The organism is Streptomyces sp. NPDC051976 (assembly GCF_040680795.1).
Taxonomy (GTDB): domain Bacteria; phylum Actinomycetota; class Actinomycetes; order Streptomycetales; family Streptomycetaceae; genus Actinacidiphila.
Genome location: NZ_JBFAXL010000066.1, coordinates 21,984 through 45,937, shown reverse-complemented (window position 1 = coordinate 45,937; position 23,954 = coordinate 21,984). Strand labels below are relative to the sequence as shown.

16 protein-coding genes are annotated in these 23,954 nt (G+C 72.8%); 8 read left to right on the top strand and 8 right to left on the bottom strand.

Going from position 1 to position 23,954, the window contains the following annotated elements:
- Positions 1-28: 28 nt before the first annotated feature.
- From AB0M29_RS38555 to glgX, 7 genes are all read right to left on the bottom strand, one after another.
- Positions 29-1,660, bottom strand: a complete 1,632-nt coding sequence (locus AB0M29_RS38555) for a DEAD/DEAH box helicase (RefSeq protein WP_365391479.1) — start codon at positions 1,658-1,660, stop codon at positions 29-31.
- 97 nt (positions 1,661-1,757) lie between these two features.
- Positions 1,758-1,961, bottom strand: coding sequence for a cold-shock protein (locus AB0M29_RS38550; RefSeq protein WP_365391474.1), 204 nt, complete (start codon positions 1,959-1,961; stop codon positions 1,758-1,760).
- A 326-nt stretch (positions 1,962-2,287) separates the two neighbouring features.
- Positions 2,288-4,696: a M4 family metallopeptidase gene (locus AB0M29_RS38545; RefSeq protein WP_365391473.1), complete on the bottom strand. Its 2,409-nt coding sequence runs from the start codon at positions 4,694-4,696 to the stop codon at positions 2,288-2,290.
- A 391-nt stretch (positions 4,697-5,087) separates the two neighbouring features.
- On the bottom strand, positions 5,088-6,974 hold the full coding sequence (locus AB0M29_RS38540) for an ABC transporter ATP-binding protein (RefSeq protein ID WP_365391472.1): 1,887 nt from the start codon (positions 6,972-6,974) through the stop codon (positions 5,088-5,090).
- Positions 6,971-8,848 (bottom strand): ABC transporter ATP-binding protein, encoded by a 1,878-nt coding sequence (locus AB0M29_RS38535; RefSeq protein ID WP_365391471.1) that lies wholly within the window; start codon positions 8,846-8,848, stop codon positions 6,971-6,973. The genes AB0M29_RS38540 and AB0M29_RS38535 overlap by 4 nt, the downstream gene beginning before the upstream one ends.
- A 63-nt stretch (positions 8,849-8,911) precedes the next feature.
- Complete coding sequence (locus AB0M29_RS38530) at positions 8,912-10,204, bottom strand: MFS transporter (protein WP_365391470.1); 1,293 nt, start codon at positions 10,202-10,204, stop codon at positions 8,912-8,914.
- Between the two features lie 122 nt (positions 10,205-10,326).
- Positions 10,327-12,507 (bottom strand): glycogen debranching protein GlgX, encoded by a 2,181-nt coding sequence (gene glgX / locus AB0M29_RS38525; protein ID WP_365391478.1) that lies wholly within the window; start codon positions 12,505-12,507, stop codon positions 10,327-10,329.
- A gap of 316 nt (positions 12,508-12,823) precedes the next feature.
- Between glgX and AB0M29_RS38520 the strand changes: the two genes are divergently transcribed.
- The 5 genes from AB0M29_RS38520 (at position 12,824) to AB0M29_RS38500 (ending at position 18,460) form a co-directional block, all read left to right on the top strand.
- Positions 12,824-14,014 (top strand): Ig-like domain-containing protein, encoded by a 1,191-nt coding sequence (locus AB0M29_RS38520; protein ID WP_365391469.1) that lies wholly within the window; start codon positions 12,824-12,826, stop codon positions 14,012-14,014.
- A gap of 540 nt (positions 14,015-14,554) precedes the next feature.
- Complete coding sequence (locus tag AB0M29_RS38515) at positions 14,555-15,781, top strand: Ig-like domain-containing protein (protein WP_365391468.1); 1,227 nt, start codon at positions 14,555-14,557, stop codon at positions 15,779-15,781.
- Between the two features lie 223 nt (positions 15,782-16,004).
- A complete protein-coding gene (locus AB0M29_RS38510) occupies positions 16,005-16,772 on the top strand; it encodes an enoyl-CoA hydratase-related protein (RefSeq protein WP_365391467.1) in 768 nt (255 codons plus the stop codon).
- A gap of 264 nt (positions 16,773-17,036) precedes the next feature.
- On the top strand, positions 17,037-17,531 hold the full coding sequence (locus AB0M29_RS38505) for an ATP-binding protein (RefSeq protein ID WP_365391466.1): 495 nt from the start codon (positions 17,037-17,039) through the stop codon (positions 17,529-17,531).
- A gap of 482 nt (positions 17,532-18,013) precedes the next feature.
- Positions 18,014-18,460 (top strand): hypothetical protein, encoded by a 447-nt coding sequence (locus AB0M29_RS38500; protein ID WP_365391465.1) that lies wholly within the window; start codon positions 18,014-18,016, stop codon positions 18,458-18,460.
- A 25-nt stretch (positions 18,461-18,485) separates the two neighbouring features.
- Here AB0M29_RS38500 and AB0M29_RS38495 read toward each other — a convergent pair whose 3' ends face one another.
- Entirely contained in the window at positions 18,486-19,805 is a 1,320-nt protein-coding gene (locus AB0M29_RS38495) for a LuxR C-terminal-related transcriptional regulator (protein WP_365391464.1), read from the bottom strand.
- A gap of 160 nt (positions 19,806-19,965) precedes the next feature.
- Between AB0M29_RS38495 and AB0M29_RS38490 the strand changes: the two genes are divergently transcribed.
- The 3 genes from AB0M29_RS38490 to AB0M29_RS38480 all read left to right on the top strand — a co-directional run bounded on the left by AB0M29_RS38490 (position 19,966) and on the right by AB0M29_RS38480 (position 23,897).
- Entirely contained in the window at positions 19,966-20,892 is a 927-nt protein-coding gene (locus tag AB0M29_RS38490; RefSeq protein WP_365391463.1) for an NADP-dependent oxidoreductase, read from the top strand.
- Positions 20,893-20,971: 79 nt separating this feature from the next.
- Positions 20,972-23,329, top strand: coding sequence for a penicillin acylase family protein (locus AB0M29_RS38485; RefSeq protein ID WP_365391462.1), 2,358 nt, complete (start codon positions 20,972-20,974; stop codon positions 23,327-23,329).
- Positions 23,319-23,897, top strand: a complete 579-nt coding sequence (locus AB0M29_RS38480; RefSeq protein WP_365391461.1) for a GNAT family N-acetyltransferase — start codon at positions 23,319-23,321, stop codon at positions 23,895-23,897. The genes AB0M29_RS38485 and AB0M29_RS38480 overlap by 11 nt, the downstream gene beginning before the upstream one ends.
- Positions 23,898-23,954 lie beyond the last annotated feature (57 nt).

Sequence of the window (23,954 nt, the reverse complement as noted above, 5' to 3'; positions counted from 1 at the left end):
GGCGCCGTCGTGTCGAGGAGCGGCAGGCTCAGGCGGCGCGGCCGCGGCCCGTGGTGTCCTGGCCGCGGGCGCGGCGGCCGACCGCGCCGCCGCGGCCGGCGGCGGCACCCGGGCCGGTGCGGCGGCCGCGGCCCGCGGCGCCCTCGTTCGCGGAGGCGCCGGTGCGGGCACGGCTGTTGGGATTGCCGCCCCGCTTGGCGGCGGCCTTGGCGGGCTGCTGGCCCGTGCGGCCGCCGGTCTCGGTGGGGGCTGCGCCGCGGCGGGCGCGGCCGGGGGTGGCCTCGCCGGCGGGGGCGCCGGTGCGGCGGCCCGGGGCGCGGGTGCCGGTGGTCTGCGGGGTGGACGCGCCGGGCGCCGCGTCGGGGCGGCCCGCGCCGCCGCCGCGCCGGCGGCGGGAGGGGGCGGAGCCGGTCTTCGCGGTGCGGGCCGGGGCGGCGGGCTCGGCGGCGGGCAGCGTCACCGGCGTACCCGTGGGCTTGCGGGCACCGGTGATCCTGACCAGGTCGTTGTCGCCCGGGCGGACCCGCGCGGTGTGCGGGCGGATCCCGGCCTCGCTCATCAGCCGGGCGTTCTCCCGGCGCTGCTCGGGCAGCACCAGGGTGACGACCGTGCCGGACTCGCCCGCGCGGGCGGTCCGGCCGCCGCGGTGCAGGTAGTCCTTCGCCTCGGTGGGCGGGTCCACGTTCACCACGAGGTCGAGGCCCTCGATGTGGATGCCGCGGGCCGCCACGTTGGTGGCCACCAGCGCGTCGGCCGTCCCCGTACGGAACTGGTCGAGCGCCCGGTTGCGCTGCGGCTGCGACTTGCCGCCGTGCAGCGCGACCGCCCGCACGCCGATGCCGAGCAGGTGCTTGGTGAGCCGGTCGGCGCCGCGCTTGGTGCCGACGAACATGATCACGCCGCCCTGGCGGGCGGCGATCTCCGCGATCACCGCGCGCTTGGTGCCCTCGTCCACGTGCAGCACGTGGTGCTCCATGGTGGTGACCGTCGCGGAGGACGGGTCGACCGAGTGTGTCACGGGGCTGCTCAGGAACCGCTTCACCAGCTTGTCGACATTGCGGTCGAGGGTGGCGGAGAACAGCATCCGCTGGCCGCCCGGCCGCACCTGCTCCAGCAGCCGGGTGACCTGCGGCAGGAAGCCCATGTCGGCCATCTGGTCGGCCTCGTCGAGCACGGTGATGCCGACCTGGTCCAGCGCGCAGGCGTGCCGCTCGATGAGGTCGAAGAGCCGCCCGGGGGTCGCGACCAGGATCTCGGCGCCGGAGCGCAGCGCGGCCATCTGCTTGGTGATCGAGGCGCCGCCGACGACCGCGGTCGTCCGCAGGCCGAGCACCTTGGCGTACGGGGTCAGCGCGTCGGTCACCTGGGTGGCCAGCTCGCGGGTGGGCACCAGCACCAGCGCCTGCGGGCGCTTGGCGTCGGCCCGGCGGCCGAGCGCGGCGGTGCGGGTGAGCAGGGGAAGTCCGAAGGCGAGCGTCTTGCCGGAGCCGGTACGGCCACGGCCCAGGACGTCGCGGCCTGCCAGTGAGTCCGGGAGGGTGGCGGCCTGGATCGGGAAAGGCTCGGTCACCCCGTCGGCGTTCAGGGCAGCGACCAGCGCGGGGGCGAGCGGCAGGTCGGAGAACAGCTTTACGGGGGACACGGGTGACAAAAGAGGGATTCCTTCCTCGGGCCGCGTCAGCGGCGACTGCACGCGAGAGGCCCGCACCGTGCGGTGCGGGCCTCTCGTTACCGAGCGTGGTGCCCGGCGACGCAGATCAGATGGGGCGGATGTTCTCCGCCTGCGGGCCCTTCTGGCCCTGCGTGACGTCGAACTCGACCTTCTGGCCCTCGAGGAGCTCGCGGAAGCCCTGCGCCTGGATGTTCGAGTAGTGGGCGAAGACGTCGGCGCCGCCGCCGTCCTGCTCGATGAAGCCGAAGCCCTTTTCAGAGTTGAACCACTTCACGGTTCCGGTAGCCATAATGATCTCCTTAGGTGGGGCAGTTTCCAGACCCGCGATGTACGGGCCCAGGGTCGCTGTAAATGATCACCCCACACCGGAGAAATCCCGGCAAAACAAAAGTGCGCCTGGAATCGCAATCATCCAGGCGCACAAAAAGTTCTGGGTACCACAACTGCAACGGGAACCACTCTACCAGAGTCGTACCGGCAGTGGTCGATCTTGCTCCCCGCGGGCTGCCCGGGGGGCCGTGGAAGCGGTGGACCCGGGCCGGCTGTGGGGGCCGGCCCGGGTCCCGTTATCGCCGCCTCACGCGGCTGACCTGGGGTTCTATGGTTGCGACGGACTCAGCTGACGTTCAGCGCTGTGTCGTCGATCACGAACGAGGTCTGGAGGCTGGAGTCCTCGGTGCCGCTGAACTTCAGCGTCACGGTCTGTCCGGCGAAGGAGGACAGGTTGAAGGACTTCTGGGCGTAGCCCGTGGCCTTGTTGAGGTTGGAGTAGCTGGCCAGGGTGGTGGAGCCCGCCGTGACGGTGAGCTTGTCGTAGGCGGTCGTGGTGGTGGTCTCCGCGGTGTCGATGTGGAGGTAGTAGGTGAGGGTGGCGGAGCACCCGGCGGGGATGGTCACCGACTGCGAGACCGAGTCGGAGTGGGTGGAGCCGTAGCCGTTCAGCCAGGCCTTCCAGGAGCCGGAGTGGGCGGCCTCACCGGAGCTGTTGTCGACGACTCCGGAGGTGGCGGTCCAGGGCGCGGCGCTGCCGGTCTCGAAGCCGGGGTTGCCGAGCAGCTGGGCGCTGGTGCAGCCGCCGCCGCCCGCGGGCTTGACAGTCCAGGTGAAGGACGCCGAGCCGGTGGCGTTGGTGGAGTCCTTCGCCGTGACGGTGACGTTCGAGGTGCCGGTGGCCGTCGGGGTGCCGGAGATCAGGCCGGAGGAGGCGTTGATCGACAGCCCGGCGGGCAGGCCGGTGGCCGAGTACGTCAGGGCGCCGCCGTTGGTGGTGCTCGCCTGGATCTGCAGGCTCGCGGCGGTGTTCACCACGGTCGACTGGTCGGCGGGCTTGGTGACGGTGACACCGCTGGTGGAGACGCGGCTGCCGACGCCTATCGCGGCCCAGGTGTTGGCGACCGTGTTGTACGTGGCGCTGCCCGCGCCCCACAGGTCGGCCGCGGCCTGCAGCGACTGGGTGCGCGCCGCCGCGTAGTTGGTGGTGGAGGTGAAGCGCTCGGAGAGCGACTTGTACCAGAGCTTCAGGGCGTTGTCCCGGCCGATGCCGGGCACGGGCAGCCCGTCCTTGGTCGGGCTGTCGTAGCTCACGCCACCGATGACCTTGGCGCCGCTGCCCTCGGAGAGCAGGTAGAAGAAGTGGTTCGCCGGGCCCGACGAGTAGTGGACGTCGAGGCCGCCGATGCTGGAGTCCCAGTAGTCCTTGGAGCCGCCGTCCTTGCTCGGCTTGTCCATGTAGCGCAGCGGGGTGCCGTCGCCGTTGATGTTGATCTTCTCGCCGATGAGGTAGTCACCGGGGTCCGAGGTGTTGTTGGCGTAGAACTCCACGCCGGTGCCGAGGATGTCCGAGGTCGCCTCGTTGAGGCCGCCGGACTCACCGCTGTACTCCAGGCCCGCGGTGTTGGAGGTGACGCCGTGGCTCATCTCGTGCCCGGCCACGTCCAGCGCGGTCAGCGGGTGCGCGTTGCCCGAGCCGTCGCCGTACGTCATGCAGAAGCAGCCGTCGTCCCAGAAGGCGTTGACGTAGCTGCTGCCGTAGTGCGTACGGGAGTACGCGCCGACACCGTCGTTCTTGATGCCGTTGCGGCCCATGACGTTCTTGTAGAAGTCCCACGTCTCCTGGGCGCCGTAGGCGGCGTCGGCGCCGGCGGTCGCGGCCGTCGTCGCGTTGCCGTCGCCCCAGGTGTCGTTCGACTGCGAGAACAGCGTCCCGGTCCCGGAGGTGCCGTGGTTGAGGTTGTACGTCTTGTGGCCGCCGCGGGTGCCGTCGGTCAGGGTGTACGTCGACCCCGACTGCGTGCTCCCGATGGTGACCTGGCCGCTGTACTCGGTGTTGCCGACGCCGGTCTCGATGCCCTGGTACTCGAAGAGCCGGTTGCCGGTGGTGGCGTCGGTGATGACATGGAGCTGGTTCGGGGTGCCGTCGTCCTGCACACCGCCGATGACCGACTCCCAGGCCAGTACCGGAACGCCGTTGGCGGCCCAGACGACCTTGTGGGGGGCGCCGACGGCGGACGGCGAGGCCGCCCCGTCGGCCTTGGCGCGGGCCAGCGCGGTGGTCTTCGCCGAGTCGGCGCTCTTCACCGCGGTGGTGCTGGCGACGGCGATCGACGCGTTGGTCGCCTTGTCCACACCGGTGGTCGCCCCCGTCGGGGCGGTGTGCACGATGAGGTCGCCGCCGAGGACCGGCAGGCCCTGGAACGTACGCTCGTAGCGGGTGTGCGTGCTGCCGTCGGCGTCCTTCTGGACCGACTTCACGACCAGCTTCTCGTTCGCGCCCAGGTGCAGCGAGGCCGCGGTGGCGGCGGTCTTCGACCGTGCCTGCGTGACCAGCGCGTCCTGCTGCGCGGGGGAGAGCGAGGCGGGCAGGGCGCCCGCTCGCGGCTGGACGTGAGTACTGGCCGAAGTGGCCGTACCGACCTTGTCGGGGACGCCGGCTGAGGCCGTACCGGCCGGCAGCGTCACCGCCAACATCGCGGCACCGGCAATCAGCGTTCCTGCCGCTGCTGCCGTGCGGGGGGATCGTCGCACTCGTCACTCCTTCTGCGGCGGTCGCGGGTGGCGACCGGTGACAGTCCGGGCAGGTGGGGTTGGTGAGCTGCCCGGGTAGAGCTGTGGCGTTGCTGTGGAACGGCCACAGGGTGACACCCTTTACTGGTACATGTCATTGCCATGGCATAAACTTGGCTGAAAATAGTTCGTTCTTCGGTGACGCGTGTTCGTATAACGGGCGGTTGTGATGGGCGTGTTGCGCGCGGAAGAAGATTCCGGCACTCCATGAGCCGATGAATCCGGACATAACGTGCCGGAAAGTGGAGAGGCCGGTCCTCCGCTGTCAAATCCAGCACTCGGAACGGTGGCTGGAGGGGACAGCGGAGAACCGGCCGTGGTCTGGCGCGATCTGACCGGCAGTCAGCCCGGATCAGACCAGGCTGTCCTGCCACGCCTGGTGCAGACCCGCGAAGTGGCCGTCGTCCGCGATGAGTTCGGCCGGAGTGCCGTCCTCCACCACGCGGCCGTCGCGCATCACCAGCACCCGGTCGGCGATCTCCACCGTGGACAGCCGGTGGGCGATGATCACCGCGGTCCTGCCGCGCAGCACGGTGTGCATCGCGTGCTGCACGGCCCGCTCACCAGGGATGTCCAGCGACGAGGTGGCCTCGTCCAGGATCAGCACCGCGGGGTCCGCCAGCAGCGCGCGGGCGAAGGCCACCAACTGCCGCTGCCCCGCGGAGATCCGGCCACCGCGCTTGCGGACGTCCGTGTCGTACCCGTCCGGCAGCGCCGCGATGAAGTCATGGGCGCCGATCGCCTTCGCGGCGGCCTCGACCTCGGCCCGGGTGGCGTCCGGGCGGCCGATCGCGATGTTCTCGGCGACCGTGCCGGAGAACAGGAACGCCTCCTGCGTCACCATCACCACCCCGCGCCGCAGATCGGCCTGGGCCAGGTCGCGCAGCTCCACGCCGTCGAGCAGCACCCGGCCGCTCGTCGGGTCGTAGAACCGCGCCAGCAGCTTGGCCAGCGTCGACTTGCCCGCGCCGGTCGCCCCGACCACCGCCACCGTCTGCCCCGGGGGCACCCGCAGACCGAAGGTGGGCAGCACCTCGCCGCCGGTCCGGTACGCGAAGCGCACCTCGTCGAAGACCACCTCGCGGCCCGGCAGGTCGCCCGCCCGCTCCGGCAGCGGCACCGGCCGTTCCGGTTCCGGTACGGTCGGCGCCTGCGCCAGCAGCCCGGCGATCTTCTCCAGCGAGGCGGCCGCCGACTGGTAGGAGTTGAGGAACATCCCCAGCCGGTCGATCGGGTCGTACAGCCGCCGCAGATAGAGCACGAACGCGGCCAGCACACCCAGCGCCATCCCGCCGTCGGCGACCCGGTAGGCGCCCCACAGCACGATCGCGGCGATGGTGAAGTTGGCGATCAGCCGGGAGCCCACCACATAGCGGGCCATCTCCAGGATCGCGTCGCCGTTCGCCCGCTCGTGCCGGCGGTTCAGCTCGAAGAACGCCTCGTCGTTGGGCTCCTCGCGGCGGAACGCCTTCACCGGGCGGATGCCGTTCATCGTCTCGGTGAACTTCACGATCACCGCCGCGATGGCCGTCGACCGCTTCCGGTACGCCACCATCGAGCGGCGCTGGAAGATCCTGATCGCCACGTACAGCGGGCCGCAGGAGGCCAGCACCGCCAGGCCCAGCTCCCAGTCGAGGAACAGCAGCAGGACGGTGATGTAGAGCGCCGACAGGACGACGCCGATCAGCTCCTCCAGGCCCTCGCTGAGCAGCTCGCGCAGCGATTCCACATCCGAGGTCGCCCGGGAGATCAACCGCCCCGAGGTGTACCGCTCGTGGAAGTCCAGGCTCAGCGACTGGGCGTGCCGGAAGATCCGGCCGCGCAGATCGATCAGCACGTCCTGGCTGATCCAGGCCGCGACCCGGATGAAGGCGCGCTGCAGGATGCCGGCGGCCAGCCCGCAACCCAGATATCCGCAGGCGACCGCGATCAGCGCCCCGTGCCGTCCGTCGCGCACCTGCGGGATCGCCCGGTCGATGGCGTACGCGACCAGCAGCGGGCCCGCCTGCACCGCCGCCTGCTGGACCAGCAGCAGGATGGTGGCCAGCCACACCCGGCGGGTGTGCGGGCGCACCAGCGACCGCAACAGGGTGAGCTGGGCGTTCTTCGGGGCGGGCAGCACGTCCTGGGCGAAGGGGTCGGTCGCCGGGGCGCCGGGCACGGTGGCGGGCACGGCGGCCGCCTCCGCCTCTTCGCCCGCGGCGTCCCGCGTCGCTGCCTGGTCCGTCGCGGACGTCATCGGGCGTCGCTCCCTTCGGCGAGGTCGAGTGCGCTGTCGTCGAGTGCGGCGCTCAGGCCGATCCCCGGCGGGGGCGCGGACCCGGCCCGCAGGGCGTCGTCCTCGTCACCGCCCGACATCAGATGGCGGTATTCGGCGCTGCCGCGCAGCAGTTCCGCGTGGGTGCCGACCGCGGAGATCCGGCCGTCGGCGAGGAGCGCCACCCGGTCGGCGAGCATGACGGTCGAGGGGCGGTGCGCCACCACCAGTGCGGTGGTCTCCGCGAGCACCTCGCGCAGCGCGCCCTCCACCAGCGCCTCGGTGTGCACGTCCAGCGCCGACAGCGGGTCGTCCAGCACCAGGAACTGCGGGCGGCCGACCACCGCGCGGGCCAGTGCCAGGCGCTGCCGCTGCCCGCCGGACAGGCTCAGGCCCTGCTCGCCGACCTCGGTGTCCATGCCCCGCGGCAGCCCGGCGACGAAGTCGCACTGCGCGATGGCGAGCGCCCGCTCCACCTCCGCCTCGGAGGCGCCGTCCGGGCCCGCGCCCATCGCCACGTTCTCCCGCACGGTGGCCGAGAACAGCGTCGGCTCCTCGAAGGCCACCGCGAGCAGCTCGCGCAGCCGGCGTACCGGCAGCTCCGCGATGTCCGCGCCGTCCAGGGTGATCCGGCCGCCGGTGGCGTCGTGCAGCCGGGGCAGCAGCGCGGTGAGCGTCGTCTTGCCGCAGCCGGTCGCGCCGACCAGGGCCATCGTCTCGCCGGGCTGGATGTGCAGGTCGACGCCGCACAGCAGATCCGGGGTGCCCTCGGGCGCGTCGGGGTAGCGGAAGCGGACACCGTCCATCCGCAGGCCGTCGGTGCGCGGCGTCGGCACGCTGCCGCCGGTGTCGGACTCCACGGCGTCCATCGCCTCGAAGTACCGGTCGGCCGCGGTCGCCGACTCGTTGCTCATCGCGAGCAGGAAGCCGATCGACTCCACCGGCCAGCGCAGCGCCAGCGCCGTGGTCAGGAAGGCGACCAGGGTGCCGGACGACAGCCTGTCGTCGGAGACCTGCAGCACGCCGACCACCAGCGCCGCGCCGATCGCCAGCTCGGGCAGCGTCATGATGACGGCCCAGATGTCGGACAGCAGCCGGGCCTTGCGCAGTTCGGTCAGCCGCAGTTCGTGCGCCTTGGCGTGGAAGGCGCGGGCCTGGCTGCGGTGCCTGCCGAACGCCTTGATGATCCGGATGCCCAGCACGGACTCCTCGACCACGGTGGCCAGATCGCCCGCCTGGTCCTGCGCGGCGCGCGCCTGCAGGGCGTACCGCGACTCGAAGTAGGAGCAGACGATCACCAGCGGGACGACCGGGCCGAGCAGCACCAGGCCGAGCAGCCAGCTCTGGCCGAAGAGGATCGTGAAGCCGATCAGGATCGTGGCGCCGTTCACCACCAGGAAGACCAGCGGGAAGGCCAGGAACATCCGCAGGATCTGCAGGTCCATGGTGGCCCTGGACAGCAGTTGGCCGGAGGCCCAGCGGTCGTGGAAGTCGACCGGCAGCCGCTGCAGGTGCCGGTAGAGGTCGGCGCGCATCGCCGCCTCGACCCCGGCCAGGGGCCTTGCCACCAGCCAGCGGCGGACGCCGAACAGCCCGGCCTCCAGCAGGCCGAGCAGCAGCACCAGCCCGCCGCCCAGCCACACCCCCGACGGGTCGTGGTCGGTGACCGGCCCGTCGACCATCCACTTCAGCACCAGCGGGATCAGCAGCGCCATGCAGGACGCCACCACGGCCACCACCGCCGACAGCCCCAGCCGCGTCCGCACAGGGCGCACATACGGCCAGAGCCGCAACAGCGAGCGGATCACCGATCTCGAACGGACAGCGGGCGCGGGGTCAGGGGTCGTGGCAGGCATCACTCCTGACACTACGGGCGGGTACTGACAGCCCTCATCCGGTTTTTCGGCCGACCCGGGGGATCACGCGGTCGGGGCGCGTCGGAGGTCGCGGACGGCGGGGACGGCCAGCAGCGCGACGCAGACCAGCAGGGCGACCACCGCGCCCGCCTGGAGCACATGGCGGGCGCCGAACGCGGCGGAGGCGGGGCCCGCCAGCGCCTGGCCGACCGGCAGCATGGCGAGCGACCCGGCCACCTCGTAGGCGTGGATACGGTTGAGGATGTCGCCGGGCACCTGGGTCTGCACGGTGGTGGCCCAGTTCACGCTCCACACCGCCCAGCCCGTACCGGCGAGGAAGACGCAGCCGACCACCACGGGCACCGGCAGGTCCAGGCCCACCGAGCCGGGCATCAGGACGGCGGCGAACAGCGCCAGTGCCCCCGCGCGCAGCGGATGCCGGGCCCGCACCCGGATGGCGAACAGCGCGCCCACCGCGGTGCCGCCGCCGAGGGCGGAGTTCACCAGGCCGTAGGCGCCCGCGCCGTGTTCGGGGATGATCTGGCCGGCGGCCAGCGGGACGTAGGGGCCGATGACGAAGACCATGTAGCCCATCCAGATCACGATCACCCCCCACATCCAGGTCCTGGCCCGGAACTCCCGCCAGCCCTCGGCGAGGTCGGAGCGGAAGGTGCTCGGCCCGCCGCGGGTGGCGGCCGGGCGCGGCGGGAGCGGGGCCAGCCGCAGCAGGATCAGGCTGACCGCGCTGACCAGGTACGTGGAGGCGTGGACGGCGAAGACGGCGCCGGGGGAGACGAACCCGATCAGGACGCCCGCCAGCGCGGGACCCGCCAGGCCCGCCACCGACTCCGCGGTACGGGTCACACCGTTGGCGCCCTGCACGTCGGTGGCGACCCGCACCACCGTGCTCGCCACCCCGGGCTGGAACATCGCCGCGCAGGTGCCGTTGACCACCGCGATGACCACGATCTCCCACAGCCGCACCTGGTGGGTCAGGAAGAGCACCGCGGCCGTCGACTGGGTGCCCACCCGTGCCAGGTCCGCGCCGATCATCATGGCGCGGGCGTTGAAGCGGTCGGCGAACACCCCGCCGAAGATCACCAGTCCGGCGAAGCAGGCGGTGGAGGCGGCCATCACCAGGCCGATGTCACCGGCGGAGTAGCCGTACGACAGCAGGCCCGCGGAGAGGGCGACCGGCAGCATGGTGTCGCCGAGGGTGGCGACCGAGCGGGCGGTGAAGTAGAGCCGGAAGTTCCGCGACCACAGCCGGTCCCCCGGGAGCTCGGCGGTGTCCTTGCCCCCGGTGCCGGGCCCGGCGGTCGCGGTCGGGTCCTGGCACGGCGAGGAAGAGGTCACCGTGCCATATTGGACTGGACCACTTGGCGGCGTCCAGGCGATATCGGCGGGATCACCTCACACCGTGGACCACCTCTCGCCGTGGCCCACCTCACGCCGTCGACCACCTCACCGAAGGCACCTCACCTCGCCCGGTACATCCGCACCGACCGCGCCGCCACCGGCACTTCCTCGCGGGGGGCCGCCGCGGTGCCCGGGGCCCGCGACTGGTCCTCCAGGCAGGTGTCCAGCAGCAGTTCGTACGACGAGGCCCAGGGGGCGCCGGGCAGGGTGAAGGCGACCGGCCGGGAGCCCGCGTGCACGATCACCAGGAAGCTGTCGTCGACCAGCGGCCTGCCCCGCGCGTCGCGCTGCAGGATGTCCCGGCCCGACAGGTACATCCCCAGCGTCGCCGAGGACGCGAACCAGTCCTCGTCGCGCATCTCCTCGCCGTCGGCGCCGAACCACGCCAGGTCGCGCAGCCCCTCGGGGGTGTGCGCGAGCCCGGAGAAGAAGCCACCGCGGCGCAGCACCGGGTGCGTCCTGCGCAGCGCGATCAGCCGCGACACCAGCTCCGCCATCGCGCGCCAGTCCGGGTCGTCGAGCAGTGACCAGTCGACCCAGCTCACCGGGTTGTCCTGGCAGTACGCGTTGTTGTTGCCGCCCTGCGTGCGGCCCATCTCGTCGCCCGCCACCAGCATCGGCACTCCGGTGGACAGCAGCAGTGTGGCCAGCAGGTTGCGCTGCTGGCGCAGCCGCAGCGCCCGGACCGCCGGGTCGTCGGTGCCGCCCTCGGCGCCGCAGTTCCACGAGCGGTTGTCGTCGGTGCCGTCCCTGCCGTCCTCGCCGTTCGCGTCGTTGTGCTTGCGCTCGTGGCTGACCAGGTCGCGCAGGGTGAAACCGTCGTGCGCGGTGACGAAGTTGACCGAGGCGTACGGGCGGCGGCCGCCCCAGTCGTAGAGGTCGCTGGAGCCGGACAGCCGGTAGCCGAGATCGCGGACGTCCCCCGTCGCGCCCCGCCAGAAGTCCCGTACGGTGTCGCGGAACCGGTCGTTCCACTCGGTCCACAGCGGGGGGAACGCCCCGACCTGGTAGCCGCCGGAGCCCACGTCCCACGGTTCGGCGATCAGCTTCACCCGGCGCAGCACGGGGTCCTGGGCGATCACCGCCAGGAACGGCGAGAGCATGTCCACGTCGTGCATCGAGCGGGCGAGCGCCGCCGCCAGATCGAACCGGAAGCCGTCCACGCCCATCTCGGTGACCCAGTACCGCAGCGAGTCGGTGATCAGCCGCAGCACATGGGGCTGGACGACGCTGAGCGTGTTGCCGCAGCCGGTGTAGTCGGCGTAGCGCCGGGCGTCGGGCTGGAGCCGGTAGTAGCCGCGGTTGTCGATACCGCGCAGCGACAGCGTCGGGCCGCCCTCGCCGCCCTCGGCGGTGTGGTTGTAGACCACGTCGAGGATCACCTCGATGCCCGCCGCGTGCAGCGCCCGCACCATCCGCTTGAACTCGCCGACCTGCCCGCCGCGGGTGCCGCTCGCGCTGTACCCGGCGTGCGGGGCGAAGTAGCCGATCGAGTTGTAGCCCCAGTAGTTGCGCAGACCCCGCCGCTCCAGGTGCTCCTCGTGCGCGAACTGGTGCACCGGCAGCAGCTCGACGGCGGTGACGCCCAGCCGGGTCAGATGGGCCAGCGCCGCGGGATGCGCCAACCCGGCGTAGGTGCCCCGCAGTTCGGGCGGGACGTCCGGGTGGGTGCGGGTGAAGCCGCGCACGTGCAGCTCGTAGATGACCGAGTCCGACCACGGCGTCTTGGGCCGGTGGTCGTCCTCCCAGTCGTCGTCGTCATCGACCACGACGCCCTTGGGCACGTACGGGGCGGAGTCGCGGTTGTCCCGTACGGTGTCCGCGACATGCGGCTCCGGCCAGTCCCTGACGTGCCCGTAGACCTCGGGCACCAGCACGAAATCGCCGTCCACCGCCCGCGCGTAGGGGTCGAGCAGCAGCTTCGCCGGGTTCCAGCGGGCCCCGGTCCACGGGTCCCAGCGGCCGCCGACCCGGTAGCCGTACCGCTGCCCCGGCAGCACACCGGGGACGAAGCCGTGCCAGATCTCGTGCGTCAGCTCGGTCAGCGGCGCGCGGGTCTCGGTGCCGTCCGGGGCGAACAGGCACAGCTCCACCGACTCCGCGCCGCCCGCCCACAGCGCGAAGTTGGTGCCGGTGCGGCCGTCGGGCCCGGTACGGAAGCGGGCGCCCAGCGGCTGCGGCGAGCCCGGCCACACCGTGGTGCCGCGCGGCGCGGCCCGGCGCGCGACGAGGCCCTCCAGGGGTTCGGGCGCGGTCCGCGGCGGCGGGGGCGCGGTCACCACCGCCTGCTCGGGGCCGGGCGGCGGGAACGCCTCGGGGCGCCCGGAGGCGCCGTGTTCGCGTGTCTCTGACACGTGTCTGCCTCCCGCGGCTCGGCGGCGGGACCGGACCCGCGCCCGGCGTCCCGGCCCGGCGCGCGTCGTGTCCCTGCACCATTCCTTCCCACCTGGGGGTACGGAGTCACACGGTTGATCGGTCCGGACTCGTCCCAAGTGCGCGTTTCCCCGGTGGTGGTGGCGTCGTTGACGGTGCGTGACGAGAGGGCTGAGGTGCGCGATGCGCGCGGGCGTGGGTGCGGTGCTGGGCGCGATGCTGATCGCCGGGTGCGGAGCCGGTGGTCCCGGCCGCGGCGGCGGGGGCGTTCATGACGCGAAGCCGCCGCTCAACGCCGCGCAGTCGCAGGCCGTGATCGCGGTCGCGCCCGGCGACGGCGCCAAGGACGTACCGACCGGCGGCGCCCTCGCCGTCACCGTCGGCAGCGGCACGCTCACCGAGGTCGTCGCGAAGAGCGCGGACGGCGTCCCGGTGCCCGGCGCGGTCTCGGCCGACGCCCGCAGCTGGCACCCCAGCGGGTCGCTGGCGCTCGGCACCCAGTACACGGTGGACGCCTACGCGGTGGACGCGCTGGGACGCCCCGCCGCCAAGCACGCGGTCTTCACCACGCTCGTGCCCGCGCACGCCCTCATCGGCTTCTTCAGCCCGGAGAACGGCAGCACCGTCGGCACCGCCATGATCATCTCGCTGCGGTTCAGCCACCCGGTGGCCGCGCGGGCCGCCGTCGAACGCGGCGTCACCGTCACCGCGGACCCGGCGGTGCCGGTGGTCGGCCACTGGTTCGGCGACCAGCGGCTCGACCTGCGGCCGCGGTTGTTCTGGGCGCCGGGCACCCAGGTCACCCTGCGGCTGCGGCTGCGCGGCGTCGAGGGCTCTCCCGGCATCCGCGGCACCCAGTGGAAGGACGTGCACTTCTCGATCGGCCGTGACCAGCGCTCCACCGTCGACGCGGCCGCGCACACCATGACCGTCCGCCGCGACGGCGACGTCCTGCGGGTGCTGCCGGTCTCCACCGGCGTCCCCGGACACGCCACGTACAACGGCATCATGGTGATCGCCGAGAAGTTCACGCTGACCCGGATGAACAGTCATACGGTCGGATTCGGTGCGGAGTACGACATCCCCGACGTCCCGCACGCCATGCGGCTGACCCGCTCCGGCACCTTCGTGCACGGCAACTACTGGTCCTCGCCCGACGTCTTCGGCAGGACCGACGTCAGCCACGGCTGCATCGGGCTGCGCGACACCAAGGGCGGTGGCGCGGCCACCCCGGCGGGCTGGTTCTTCGCGCACTCCCTGGTCGGCGACCCGATCCGGGTCATCGGCTCGCACGAGCGCACCGTCGCCGCGGACAACGGCATGAGCGGCTGGAACCTCTCCTGGGACGACTGGACGGCCGGTTCGAGCCTGTGAGTCCCGCGGGTCGCGGAACGGTATCGGGCGCTGATCCGTCTCCTCCACAGACGAACAGACATCCGTACGTCCCGAACGGCCAACGGCGCGCTCTCGAAACCGAGTTCAGATCAGGGCACACCCCCGGCCGGGAGGGAGAGAAAGGAGTGACCATGTCGTGCGAGAACCCGGAGTGCCGGCGCGGTGGCTGCACCACCGACCCGCGTCCGACGCCGGCCGGTGGCAAGACCCGTCAGCACTGAACCCGCCCGGCTGCGGCCGCGGCATTCGGGCCCGGACCCCGCCCACGACCCGTCCCCTTGAACCACCCGCCGCTCGCGCCCCGGCTGCCCGCGCTCTCCCGCGTGGCAGCCGGGGCTTTCGGCGTCTCCGGGCCCGGCCCCCGTCGATCGCCGGGTCACGGCGGGTGCACCGCGGGCTCACGGCGGGTACACAGTCATCTGGGACGGAACAGTGACAATCCCGGACCCCTGAGCCCGTGATTCGTGTGATTGTCTTGCGCTGCAGGGGGGAGTTCAGGGTGGTAGGGGAGTAGAGAAGTTGAAGCCGATACTCGCGGCGACGGGTGTCAGAAGGAACGTCACGGCGCTGGCGCTCGGTGCGCTGCTGCTGCTGGTGACCGCGTGCGGCGGCGGGGGCAAGGGCGGAAGCAGTGACGCCAAGGGCGGCCCCAGCGGTTCGGCGGGTACGTCGGACACCGTCGCCTCGACCGCGGTCGTGACGATCCTGCCCGCGGACGGCGCGAGCGACGTGGCGACCACCGGCACCCTGCGGGTCGCCGCACAGGGCGGCAAGCTGTCGTCGGTCGTCGTCAAGGACGACAAGGGCACCGCGGTGCCGGGCGCGATCACCGCGGACGGCAGCGGCTGGACGCCCACCGGCCACCTCGACACCGCCACCCAGTACACGGTGGACGCCGTCGCCAAGGACTCCGCGGGCCACGACTCCGACAAGCACTCCAGCTTCACCACGGTCACCCCCAAGGACACCTTCGTCGGCTTCTTCACTCCCGAGGACGGCTCGACCGTCGGCGTCGGCATGGAGGTCTACCTCGACTTCAACCGGCCGATCAGGAACAAGAAGGCCGTCGAGGACGGCGTCCAGGTCACCGCATCCCCGTCGGTCCCGGTGGCCGCCCACTGGTACGGCGACCAGCGGCTGTACATCCGCCCGCAGTCGTACTGGGCGGCCGGTACCAAGGTCACGCTGAACCTCAACCTCAACGGTGTCGAGGCCGCCCCCGGCGTCTACGGCAAGCAGCACAAGACCGTGCGCTTCACCGTCGGGCGCAGCCAGGTGAGCGTCGTGGACGCCGCGAAGCACTCGATGACGGTCTACCGCGACGGCAAGCCGATCCGCACCATCCCGATCTCCTCCGGGGCGCCGGACCACACCACGTACAACGGCAAGATGGTGATCTCCGAGAAGTTCCTCAGCACCCGGATGAACGGCGACACCGTCGGCTTCGGCGGCGAGTACGACATCAAGGACGTGCCGCACGCGATGCGGCTGACCGAGTCCGGCACCTTCATCCACGGCAACTACTGGGCCGACACGTCGGTGTTCGGCAGCAGCAACACCAGCCACGGCTGCGTCGGCCTGCACGACGTCCGCGGCGCGGGCGACCCGACCACCCCGGCCGCCTGGTTCTACAACAACTCCCTGATCGGCGACGTCGTCCAGGTGATCAACTCCCACGACAAAACGGTCCAGTGGTACAACGGCCTCAACGGCTGGAACCTCCCCTGGAGCGAGTGGACTGCCTGATTGTGTTCGCTCGCCTCCGGGCGCTTAGACCCGGTGTCGACGGTCCTCTTCGACGGTCGCTCTCCCCCAGACTCCGTCCGGGGGTGCCCCCACTCGCTCCCTGCTCATCGTCGCTTTCGACACCGGCGCGCCCTTTGGCTCGCTCACGGCTGGGCGGGGCTGAAGGAGCCGCACGGCCCGCCCCCTTCTCGCGGGGGCGGCCCGTGCGTCGTACGCTCCGGGGATGACTGTGACCCTCGAAGTCGACAATGGCGTCGGTACCCTCCGGCTGGACCGGCCGCCGATGAACGCGCTGGACAGCGCCACGCAGGATCTGCTCAAGGAGGCGGCGGAGGAGGCGTCCGGCCGCCAGGACGTGCGGGCCGTGGTGGTGTGGGGCGGCGAGAAGGTGTTCGCGGCGGGCGCGGACATCAAGGAGATGCAGGCCATGTCGTACGAGGACATGGTGGACCGGTCGCGCGGGCTGCAGGACGCCTTCACGGCCGTGGCGCGGATCCCCAAGCCGGTAGTGGCGGCGGTCACCGGGTACGCCCTCGGCGGCGGCTGCGAACTCGCGATGTGTGCGGACATCCGGATCGCGGCCGACAACGCCAAGCTGGGCCAGCCGGAGATCCTGCTCGGGCTGATCCCCGGCGCCGGCGGCACCCAGCGGCTGGCCCGGCTGGTCGGCCCCGCCAAGGCCAAGGACCTGATCTTCACCGGGCGGATGGTGACGGCCGAGGAGGCGCTCGCGATCGGCCTGGTCGACCAGGTGGCACCGGCCGCCGAGGTCTACGGGCGGGCCCGGGAGTGGGCCGAGCGGCTGGCCCGCGGACCCGCGTACGCGCTGCGGGCGGCGAAGGAGGCGGTGGACGGCGGTCTGGAGACGGATCTGACCACCGGGCTCGCGATCGAACGCACCCTGTTCGCCGGGCTGTTCGCCACCGAGGACCGCACCACGGGCATGCGCAGCTTCGTCGAGGACGGCCCGGGGAAGGCCAAGTTCCGCTGAACCGGCTCTCGTTGGAGTGACATCGGCGGTGACGGAGGGTGGGCGGTCCGGCTTAAGGCAACCTTATGGAAACCTTAAGAAAATTCGGGCCGCCACCATCCGCTGTGATGGTTGACACCATCAACTCCGCAGGCCGGTATGGGTGTTCCGGTACGTTGCATGCCATATGCATATGCCGAAACTTCCGTATGGAACACACCGTTCCGCATTGTCAATTCTCCGGGTTACCCCCCGGAACCCGCTGTGTGACGCCATCATGAACTCATGGCGGGCCGGGCAGGATCTGAGCAGCCGCAGCGGGCGAACGCCGCCGCGGGAACAACGCCGCTCCAGCTTGAGGATGAGGCGGCCAGCGCCTTCGATCTGCTCGGCGACCCGTCCGTGAACGAGGTCCATCTGACCTCCCGCCCCGAATCCGCCTCCACCGCCCGGCGGTTATCGCTGTCGGTGGTACGAGTGTGGGCGCTGCCGCAGATCGCCGACACCGTCGAACTGCTCGTGTCGGAACTGGTCGGCAACGCCGTACGGCACACCGGCGCCCGGTCGTTCGGGCTGCGGATGCAGCGCCGCCGCGGCTGGATCAGGGTCGAGGTGCGGGACCCCTCGCGTGGGCTGCCCTGTCTGCTGCCGGTCCGCGACATGGACATCAGCGGCCGCGGCCTCTTCCTGGTCGACAAGCTCTCCGACCGCTGGGGCGTCGACCTCCAGGCGCGCGGCAAGACCACCTGGTTCGAACTGCGGGTCATCGAGCGGCAGTAGCGCGAGCCGGGCTCCGCGCCCGGCGGAAAAGTGAAGAGGCCCTCCGCGTCGTTGTGCGACTGCGTCGAGGGCCTCTTCGTACCGCCACGAGCCAAGGGGGGTGTGGCTCGTGGCGCCTGTGGAACGGCCGAGCCCGGGTCTGAGGGGGCCGTTGGAAAGACTCTGGCACGACGGGACCCGCAGGGGCAAATGGACATTCCGGTAATGAGGGATGAAAAGCCTCATCTTGTTTCGCAATCCATGGGTGATGTGCGCCACCCGCCTTTTAAACAATGGCCAAAGACTCTCATGATCTTCTAATATGTTGAGTGTTGTCATGGGGCCCCCGCGAGTGACCCCGACCCGTCCCTGAGGCGGGGGTGGGGGTAGCCCCCACCCGCAATGGGGGAGACGCCGGATGGGCCGGGCCGCCGCCGCGCGGGAGAGTCGGTGACGACACGGCGGACCGCGCCCAGCGGCCGCCCCCGGCAGAGGAGTTGACGATGGCAGCCACGAAGGCGCTCGCTTCGTTCGCGCGATTCGTGGTGTGCGGCGGCGGGGTGACCCTGCTGGCCAGCGGTGTGCTGCTGCTGATCGGCGACCGCGTCCCGCTGGCCGCCGCCAACGCCGTGGTGACCGTGGCCTCCACCGCGCTCGCCACCGAACTGCACGGCCGGTTCACCTTCGGCCGCGGCGGCGCGAGCTGGAGCGACCACTGCGCCTCCGGACTCACCGTCCTGGTCTCGTACCTGTTCACCACCGGCGCACTGCTCGGCTACCAGGCCGTCCACCCCGGGGGCAGCGCGCTGCTGGGCCAGGCGGTCTACCTCACCGCGTCCGGGCTGGCCGGCATCGGCCGCTTCCTGCTGCTGCGCCTGGTGGTCTTCGCCTCCCGCCCGGCGGCCGTCTCGCCGCGGCTGGCCCGCGAGGCGGTCACGGTCGCGGCCTGACCCCGCGGCACCCCGGGTGTGTGCGTCAGCCCCCGCTGACCGCGCGCATCGGGCGGGCCGGGGCCAGGCCCGCGCGGTGCGCGAAGGCCGCCGCCTCGCCGCGGGAGCCGACGTCGAGCTTGCCCAGGATGTTGGCGACATGGAACTTCACCGTCGACTCGCTGATGTGCAGCGCCTGCGCGATCTCCCGGTTGCGGCGGCCGAGCGCCAGTTGCTGCAGCACCTCGCGCTCCCGCGGGTGCAGCCCGTCCAGCGGCTCCGCCGGCGCGGAGGCGGCGGGGACGCCCAGCGGCAGGGTGATGGTGATGGTGCTGCCCCAGCCGGGCAGCGCGTCCAGCGCGAGCCGCCCGCCGAGCGCACCGAGCCGGTCGGTGATGCGGTGCACCGCCAACGCCTCGCCCGCCAGCCGCCCGGGGCCGTCGTCCCGTACCACCGCGCGCAGCGTGTCGTCGTCGAGCTGCCAGCTCACGTGCAGCCGCCGCAGATCGCCCTGTTCGAGCATGGCGAGCACCGCGCCGCGGACCGCGGCCCGCGCTCCGTTGGCCAGGTCGGCGGGGAGCGAGCGGCGTGAGCCCGGCGGGCGGAGATCCAGCTCGACGGGGCTGTAGCGCAGCAGCGGGCGCAGCTCGTCGGTGAGGCGGCCGAAGGCCGCGTCGGCGGGCTGCTCGCTCATCTCGCGGTCCAGATCCGCCTCCGCGCGCAGCTCCACCAGCGCGGCGACGGCCAGGTCGACCGCGCCGCGACGGGCGGTGGCGTCGTCCAGGGACGCGGCCCGCAGGGTGCCGAGGATGGCCGACAGCGAGGTGGAGTGCGCGTCGGTCAGCTCCGAGATGACCCGCGCCCTGGCTCCCGCCGCCGCCCGGGAACTGGCCGCCTGGGCGGGCTCCGCGTCGGCGGTGCGGCGGCCCATGTTGAGGGTCACCAGGTCCCACATCCGCTGCACCACGGCCAGCGTCCGCGGGTCCAGCGGCTCGTCCGAGGTGCGGACCACCACCAGCAGCGAACCGCCGCCGACGTCCATGCCCTCGGGCGCCGACGCCACCGCGAGCACCGGCCGCGGCGTGCCGCCCATCTCCGCCTCGCCCTGCCACGGGCTGCCCACCGGCACCTGGCCGGCCAGCCGCCCCAGCTCCGCGCTGGTGATCCGGTCGGCCAGCTCCTCGTCACCGACGGCCAGCCGCGGGGTGTACGAGCAGACCGCGCTCAGCCGGGCCAGCACCCGGTGCGGCACCAGGTCCGCGAGCACGCCCGACAGCCGCCCGAGGGTGTCGGGCAGCGGCGCGCCCAGCACGTGCAGGGCACGTTCGAGCGCGTCCTCCGGGCGATTCCAGCCATTCGTCAGCATGCTGTCCACGGTACGGCGATCACGGCCGGCGCGGACTGTACTTTCGGCCAGGCACAACCGTCCGAAGGGCGGGCCGGATCGTCGCGCTCACCTGTCCATGCTGGAACACGTCACCACCGAGGGGTCAACACCCCGACCGCACCCAAGGATTGTGAACACCATGACGAAGTCCGTTGTCTTCACCGAGTACGGTTCCGCCGACGTCCTGCAGGTCACCGAGACCGAGGTGCCCGAGCCCGGCCCCGGCCAGGTGCGGATCGCCGTGCGGGTGGCGGGCCTGAACCCGCTCGACACCAAGATCCGTGCCGGTTATCTCCAGCAGGTCTTCCCCGTCACCTTCCCGAAGGTCCCCGGCGTCGAGGCGGCGGGGGTCGTCGAGGCCGTGGGCGAGGGCGTCACCGACTTCGCCGTGGGCGACGAGGTCTTCGGCCCGACCGTGACCGGCTCCTACGCCGGACAGGCGCTCGCCGCGGCGGCCACGCTGGGCCGCAAGCCCGCCTCGCTCGGCTGGGAGCAGGCCGCCGCGCTGCCGGTGGCCGCGGAGACCACCTACCGCGCGCTGGAGCTGCTGGACCTGAAGCCCGGTGAGACCCTGCTGGTGCACGGCGCCGCGGGCGGCGTCGGCACGGTCGCCGTGCAGTTCGCCGTGGCGCGCGGTGTGCGGGTGGTCGGCACCGCGAGCGAGGGCAACCACGCCCACCTGCGGGCGCTCGGCGCGATCCCGGTGCTGTACGGGGACGGGCTGGTCGAGCGGGTGCGGGCCGCGGCCCCCGACGGCATCGACGCCGCCCTCGACGCGGCCGGGCGCGGCGACGTGATCCCGGACTCGATCGAGCTGACCGGCGGCACCGCGCGCGTGGTGACCATCGCCGACGCGATGGGCGCGGGCAGGCACGGCGTCCGCTTCACCTCCGGCGGCGCGGACGAGTACCGCGGCGGTCCCGCCTTCGAGGAGGCGCTCGCCCTCCTCGGCGAGGGCAAGCTGGAGCTGCCGATCCACGCGTCCTTCCCGCTGGAGCAGGCCGCCGACGCCCAGCGCGCCAGCGAGGCGGGCCACCTCACCGGCAAGATCGTGATCGCGGTCTGAGCACCGCGGTCGGGTGCCCGCGGTGTGACCACCCCCTTGAGTTAGGGTAGCCTTACCTAACTCAAGGGGGGTGGTCGCGGTGGGCGGCGAGGTGTACCGGGACGCCTGGGGGATACCGCATCTGCGCGCCGGAAACGCCGCGGAACTCGCCCACCTCCAGGGCCGTAACGCCGCCGCCGACCGGGCCTGGCAGATCGAGGTCGAGCGACACCGGGCGCAGGGCACCACCGCCGCCTTCCTCGGCCCCGACGCCGTGGACTGGGACCGCTTCGCCCGCAGGGCGCTCCTCGACGACACCGCCAGGCGCTGCCACCGCGCCCTCGACCCGGCCACCGCCGCCTGGGTCGGCGCCTATGCCGACGGGGTCAACGCCGGACTCGCCGAAGGGGCCGCCCGCGCACCGGAGTTCGCCGCCGCGGGACTCCGCCCCGGCCGCTGGCACCCCTGGACGCCGCTGGCGCTCTGGCTCTCCGCCCACATCCTCTTCGCGGGCTTCCCCGCCAAGCTCTGGCGCGACGCGGTCGCCCGGCGGCTCGGCGCCGACGCCGTACCGCACTTCGCCACCGACGGCCCCGGCACCGCGGGCAGCAACGGCTGGCTGGTCACCGGCGACCGTACGGCCGGCGGCGGGGCGCTGCTCGCCGGGGACCCGCACCGGTTCATCGAGGAACCCGGCGTCTACCAGCAGATCCATCTGGCCTGCCCGGAGTTCGACGTCGTCGGCCTGGCCGTCCCCGGTGTCCCCGGCATCGCGCACTTCGGCCACACCGGAGGCGTCGCCTGGTCGATCACCCACGCCATGGCCGACTACCAGGACCTCTACCGCGAACGCCTGCGCCGCCGCGACCACGGCGGCGAGCCGGTGGTCGAGGCACTCGGCCCCGACGGCTGGCGGCCGGTGGAGCTGTCCCGCACCGAGACCATCGAGGTCGCGGGCGCCGCCCCGGTCAGCTGCGAGGTGATCGAGACCGCCCGCGGCCCGGTCGTGATCGGCGGGGTGAACGATTCCGGGCTGCACGCCGCAGGGCTGGACGCCGCACGGCTGCACGCCGCGGGACTGGAGGGCGCCTGGCTGGACGCCGCGCTACCGCAAGCCGCGGGACCGGAGGGCGCCCGGCGGGAAGGCGCGCGGCTGCACGCCGCGGGGCAGAGCAACGCCTGGCTGGACGATCCGGGGCTGTTCGGCCCGAGACCGGACGGTCCGGGGCAGGGCAACGCCTGGCCGGACGGCCCGGAACCGGACGGTCCGGGGACGGTCGGCACCGCGACCGCCGTCAGTCTGCGCTGCCCGGCGCGGGTGAGCGGCGCGCTCGGGTTCGCCGCCCTCCCCGCGCTGCTGCGGGCGACCACCGTCGCGGACGTCGACCGGGCCATGGACCGCTGGGTGGAGCCGGTCAACGTGGTCCAGGCCGCTGACACCCGCGGTGGCGTCCTGCACCGCGTCGCGGGCCTGGTCCCGGTCCGCCACCGCGACAACGGGCTGCGGGTGGTCCCGGCCTGGGAACCCGGGCACGCCTGGCGCGGCTGGCACACCCCGCTGCCGCGCGCCGCCGTCACCGACGGGCTCGCGGTGATGGCCAACGAGCGAGGGTTCGCCGCACCGCTCGGCGTGGAGTTCGCCGCACCCCACCGGGCCCGCCGCATCCGGCGGTTGCTGGCCGGGTCGGCCACCTGGACCGCGAAGGACATGGCGGCGGTCCACACCGACACCCGGCTCGACTCCGCGGCGACGCTGCTCGACCTGGTCGCCGCGCTGCCCGGACCGCTCAGCGACGACGCCGCCCGGCTGCGGGAGCGGCTGCTGCGCTGGGACCGCCGGATGGCCGCCGACAGCGCGGACGCCGCCGCCTACGCCACGCTGCGCGCCGAGGTCGTACGAGCCGTGGCCGCCCGCCCCGAACTCACCGCCCTGGCAACCGGCATGGACCGGCCGGGCGGCGACGGGGCGGTGTGTCCCGACCTCTTCCTGCCCTGGTTGGCCCTGCTGCCGCGGGTCGCCTTCGCGCTGGAGTCCCTGCTGACCGGCGGCCCGCTGCCCGCCGCCGCCCTGCCCGGGCTGGTCGCCGCGGCGCTGGAGAAGGTCGCGCCGGACTGCCGCGAGCAGGCGCCGTGGGGCGAGTTGCACCGGCTGGCACCCTGGCGGGCGCTCCCCCCGGACGGTCCCGCGGCCGAACCCGGCCTGGCCGGCGACCACGACTGCGTGCTGTCCACCAGCAGCGTCCCCGGCGTCACCCACCACAGCCCGCGCGGACCCGCCGCCCGCTACGTCTGGGATTTGGCCGACCGCGCGGAGAGCCGCTGGATCGTGCCGTTCGGCGCGAGCGGTGTGCCCGGCACGCCCCACCACCGCGACCAGCTGCCGCTGTGGCTGCGCGGCGACCTCGTCCCCGTCGTCACCGACTGGGCCCTTCTCCGGCAGGAGCACCATGACCAGTGACCCCCGCGCCCGCCGCGCCCCCGTGTACGTACGGCAGGTCGACGGCTTCGGCACCGTACACCTCGCCCCCGTCGACCCCGACCGGGACAGCGCGCTCATCCACGCCTGGGTCACCCAGGAGCGGGCCGTGTTCTGGGGGATGGGCGGCGCCGACCGGGCGCGCGTCCACGAGATCTACTCCTCCCTCGACGCGCTCAGCACCCACCACGCCTATCTGGCGTACCGCGACGACGCCCCCGCCGCGCTCTTCCAGACCTATCTGCCGCAGGCCGACCCGATCGGCGAGTGCTACGCGGCGCGTCCCGGCGACGTCGGCGTCCATCTGCTGATCGGCCCGGCGGCGGGGGAGCGCGAACCCGGCTTCACCGCCGCCCTGCTGTCGGTCTTCCTGGCCTTCGTCCTGTCGGACCCGGACTGCCGCCGGATCGTCGTCGAACCCGACGCCCGCAACGCCCGCGCCGTCGACCGCCTGGTCAGGACCGGCTTCACCCTCGGGCCGCAGGCCGAAGTGCCCGGCAAGTGCGCCCAGTTCGCCTTCCTCGAAGCGCCGGACCGCGCCCCGCGCTGAGCGGGCGAGCGGGCGAGCGGGCGAGCGGGCGGAAAACGCCGAGGCGGGCCGGACACC

Bases quoted from the DNA above. Each gene is read 5' to 3' on its own strand.
- AB0M29_RS38550 (WP_365391474.1), bottom strand. From the start codon at position 1,961: ATGGCTACCGGAACCGTGAAGTGGTTCAACTCTGAAAAGGGCTTCGGC.
- AB0M29_RS38540 (WP_365391472.1), bottom strand. From the start codon at position 6,974: ATGACGTCCGCGACGGACCAGGCAGCGACGCGGGACGCCGCGGGCGAA.
- AB0M29_RS38535 (WP_365391471.1), bottom strand. From the start codon at position 8,848: ATGCCTGCCACGACCCCTGACCCCGCGCCCGCTGTCCGTTCGAGATCG.
- AB0M29_RS38520 (WP_365391469.1), top strand. From the start codon at position 12,824: ATGCGCGCGGGCGTGGGTGCGGTGCTGGGCGCGATGCTGATCGCCGGG.
- AB0M29_RS38510 (WP_365391467.1), top strand. From the start codon at position 16,005: ATGACTGTGACCCTCGAAGTCGACAATGGCGTCGGTACCCTCCGGCTG.
- AB0M29_RS38505 (WP_365391466.1), top strand. From the start codon at position 17,037: ATGGCGGGCCGGGCAGGATCTGAGCAGCCGCAGCGGGCGAACGCCGCC.
- AB0M29_RS38500 (WP_365391465.1), top strand. From the start codon at position 18,014: ATGGCAGCCACGAAGGCGCTCGCTTCGTTCGCGCGATTCGTGGTGTGC.
- AB0M29_RS38495 (WP_365391464.1), bottom strand. From the start codon at position 19,805: ATGCTGACGAATGGCTGGAATCGCCCGGAGGACGCGCTCGAACGTGCC.
- AB0M29_RS38490 (WP_365391463.1), top strand. From the start codon at position 19,966: ATGACGAAGTCCGTTGTCTTCACCGAGTACGGTTCCGCCGACGTCCTG.
- AB0M29_RS38480 (WP_365391461.1), top strand. From the start codon at position 23,319: ATGACCAGTGACCCCCGCGCCCGCCGCGCCCCCGTGTACGTACGGCAG.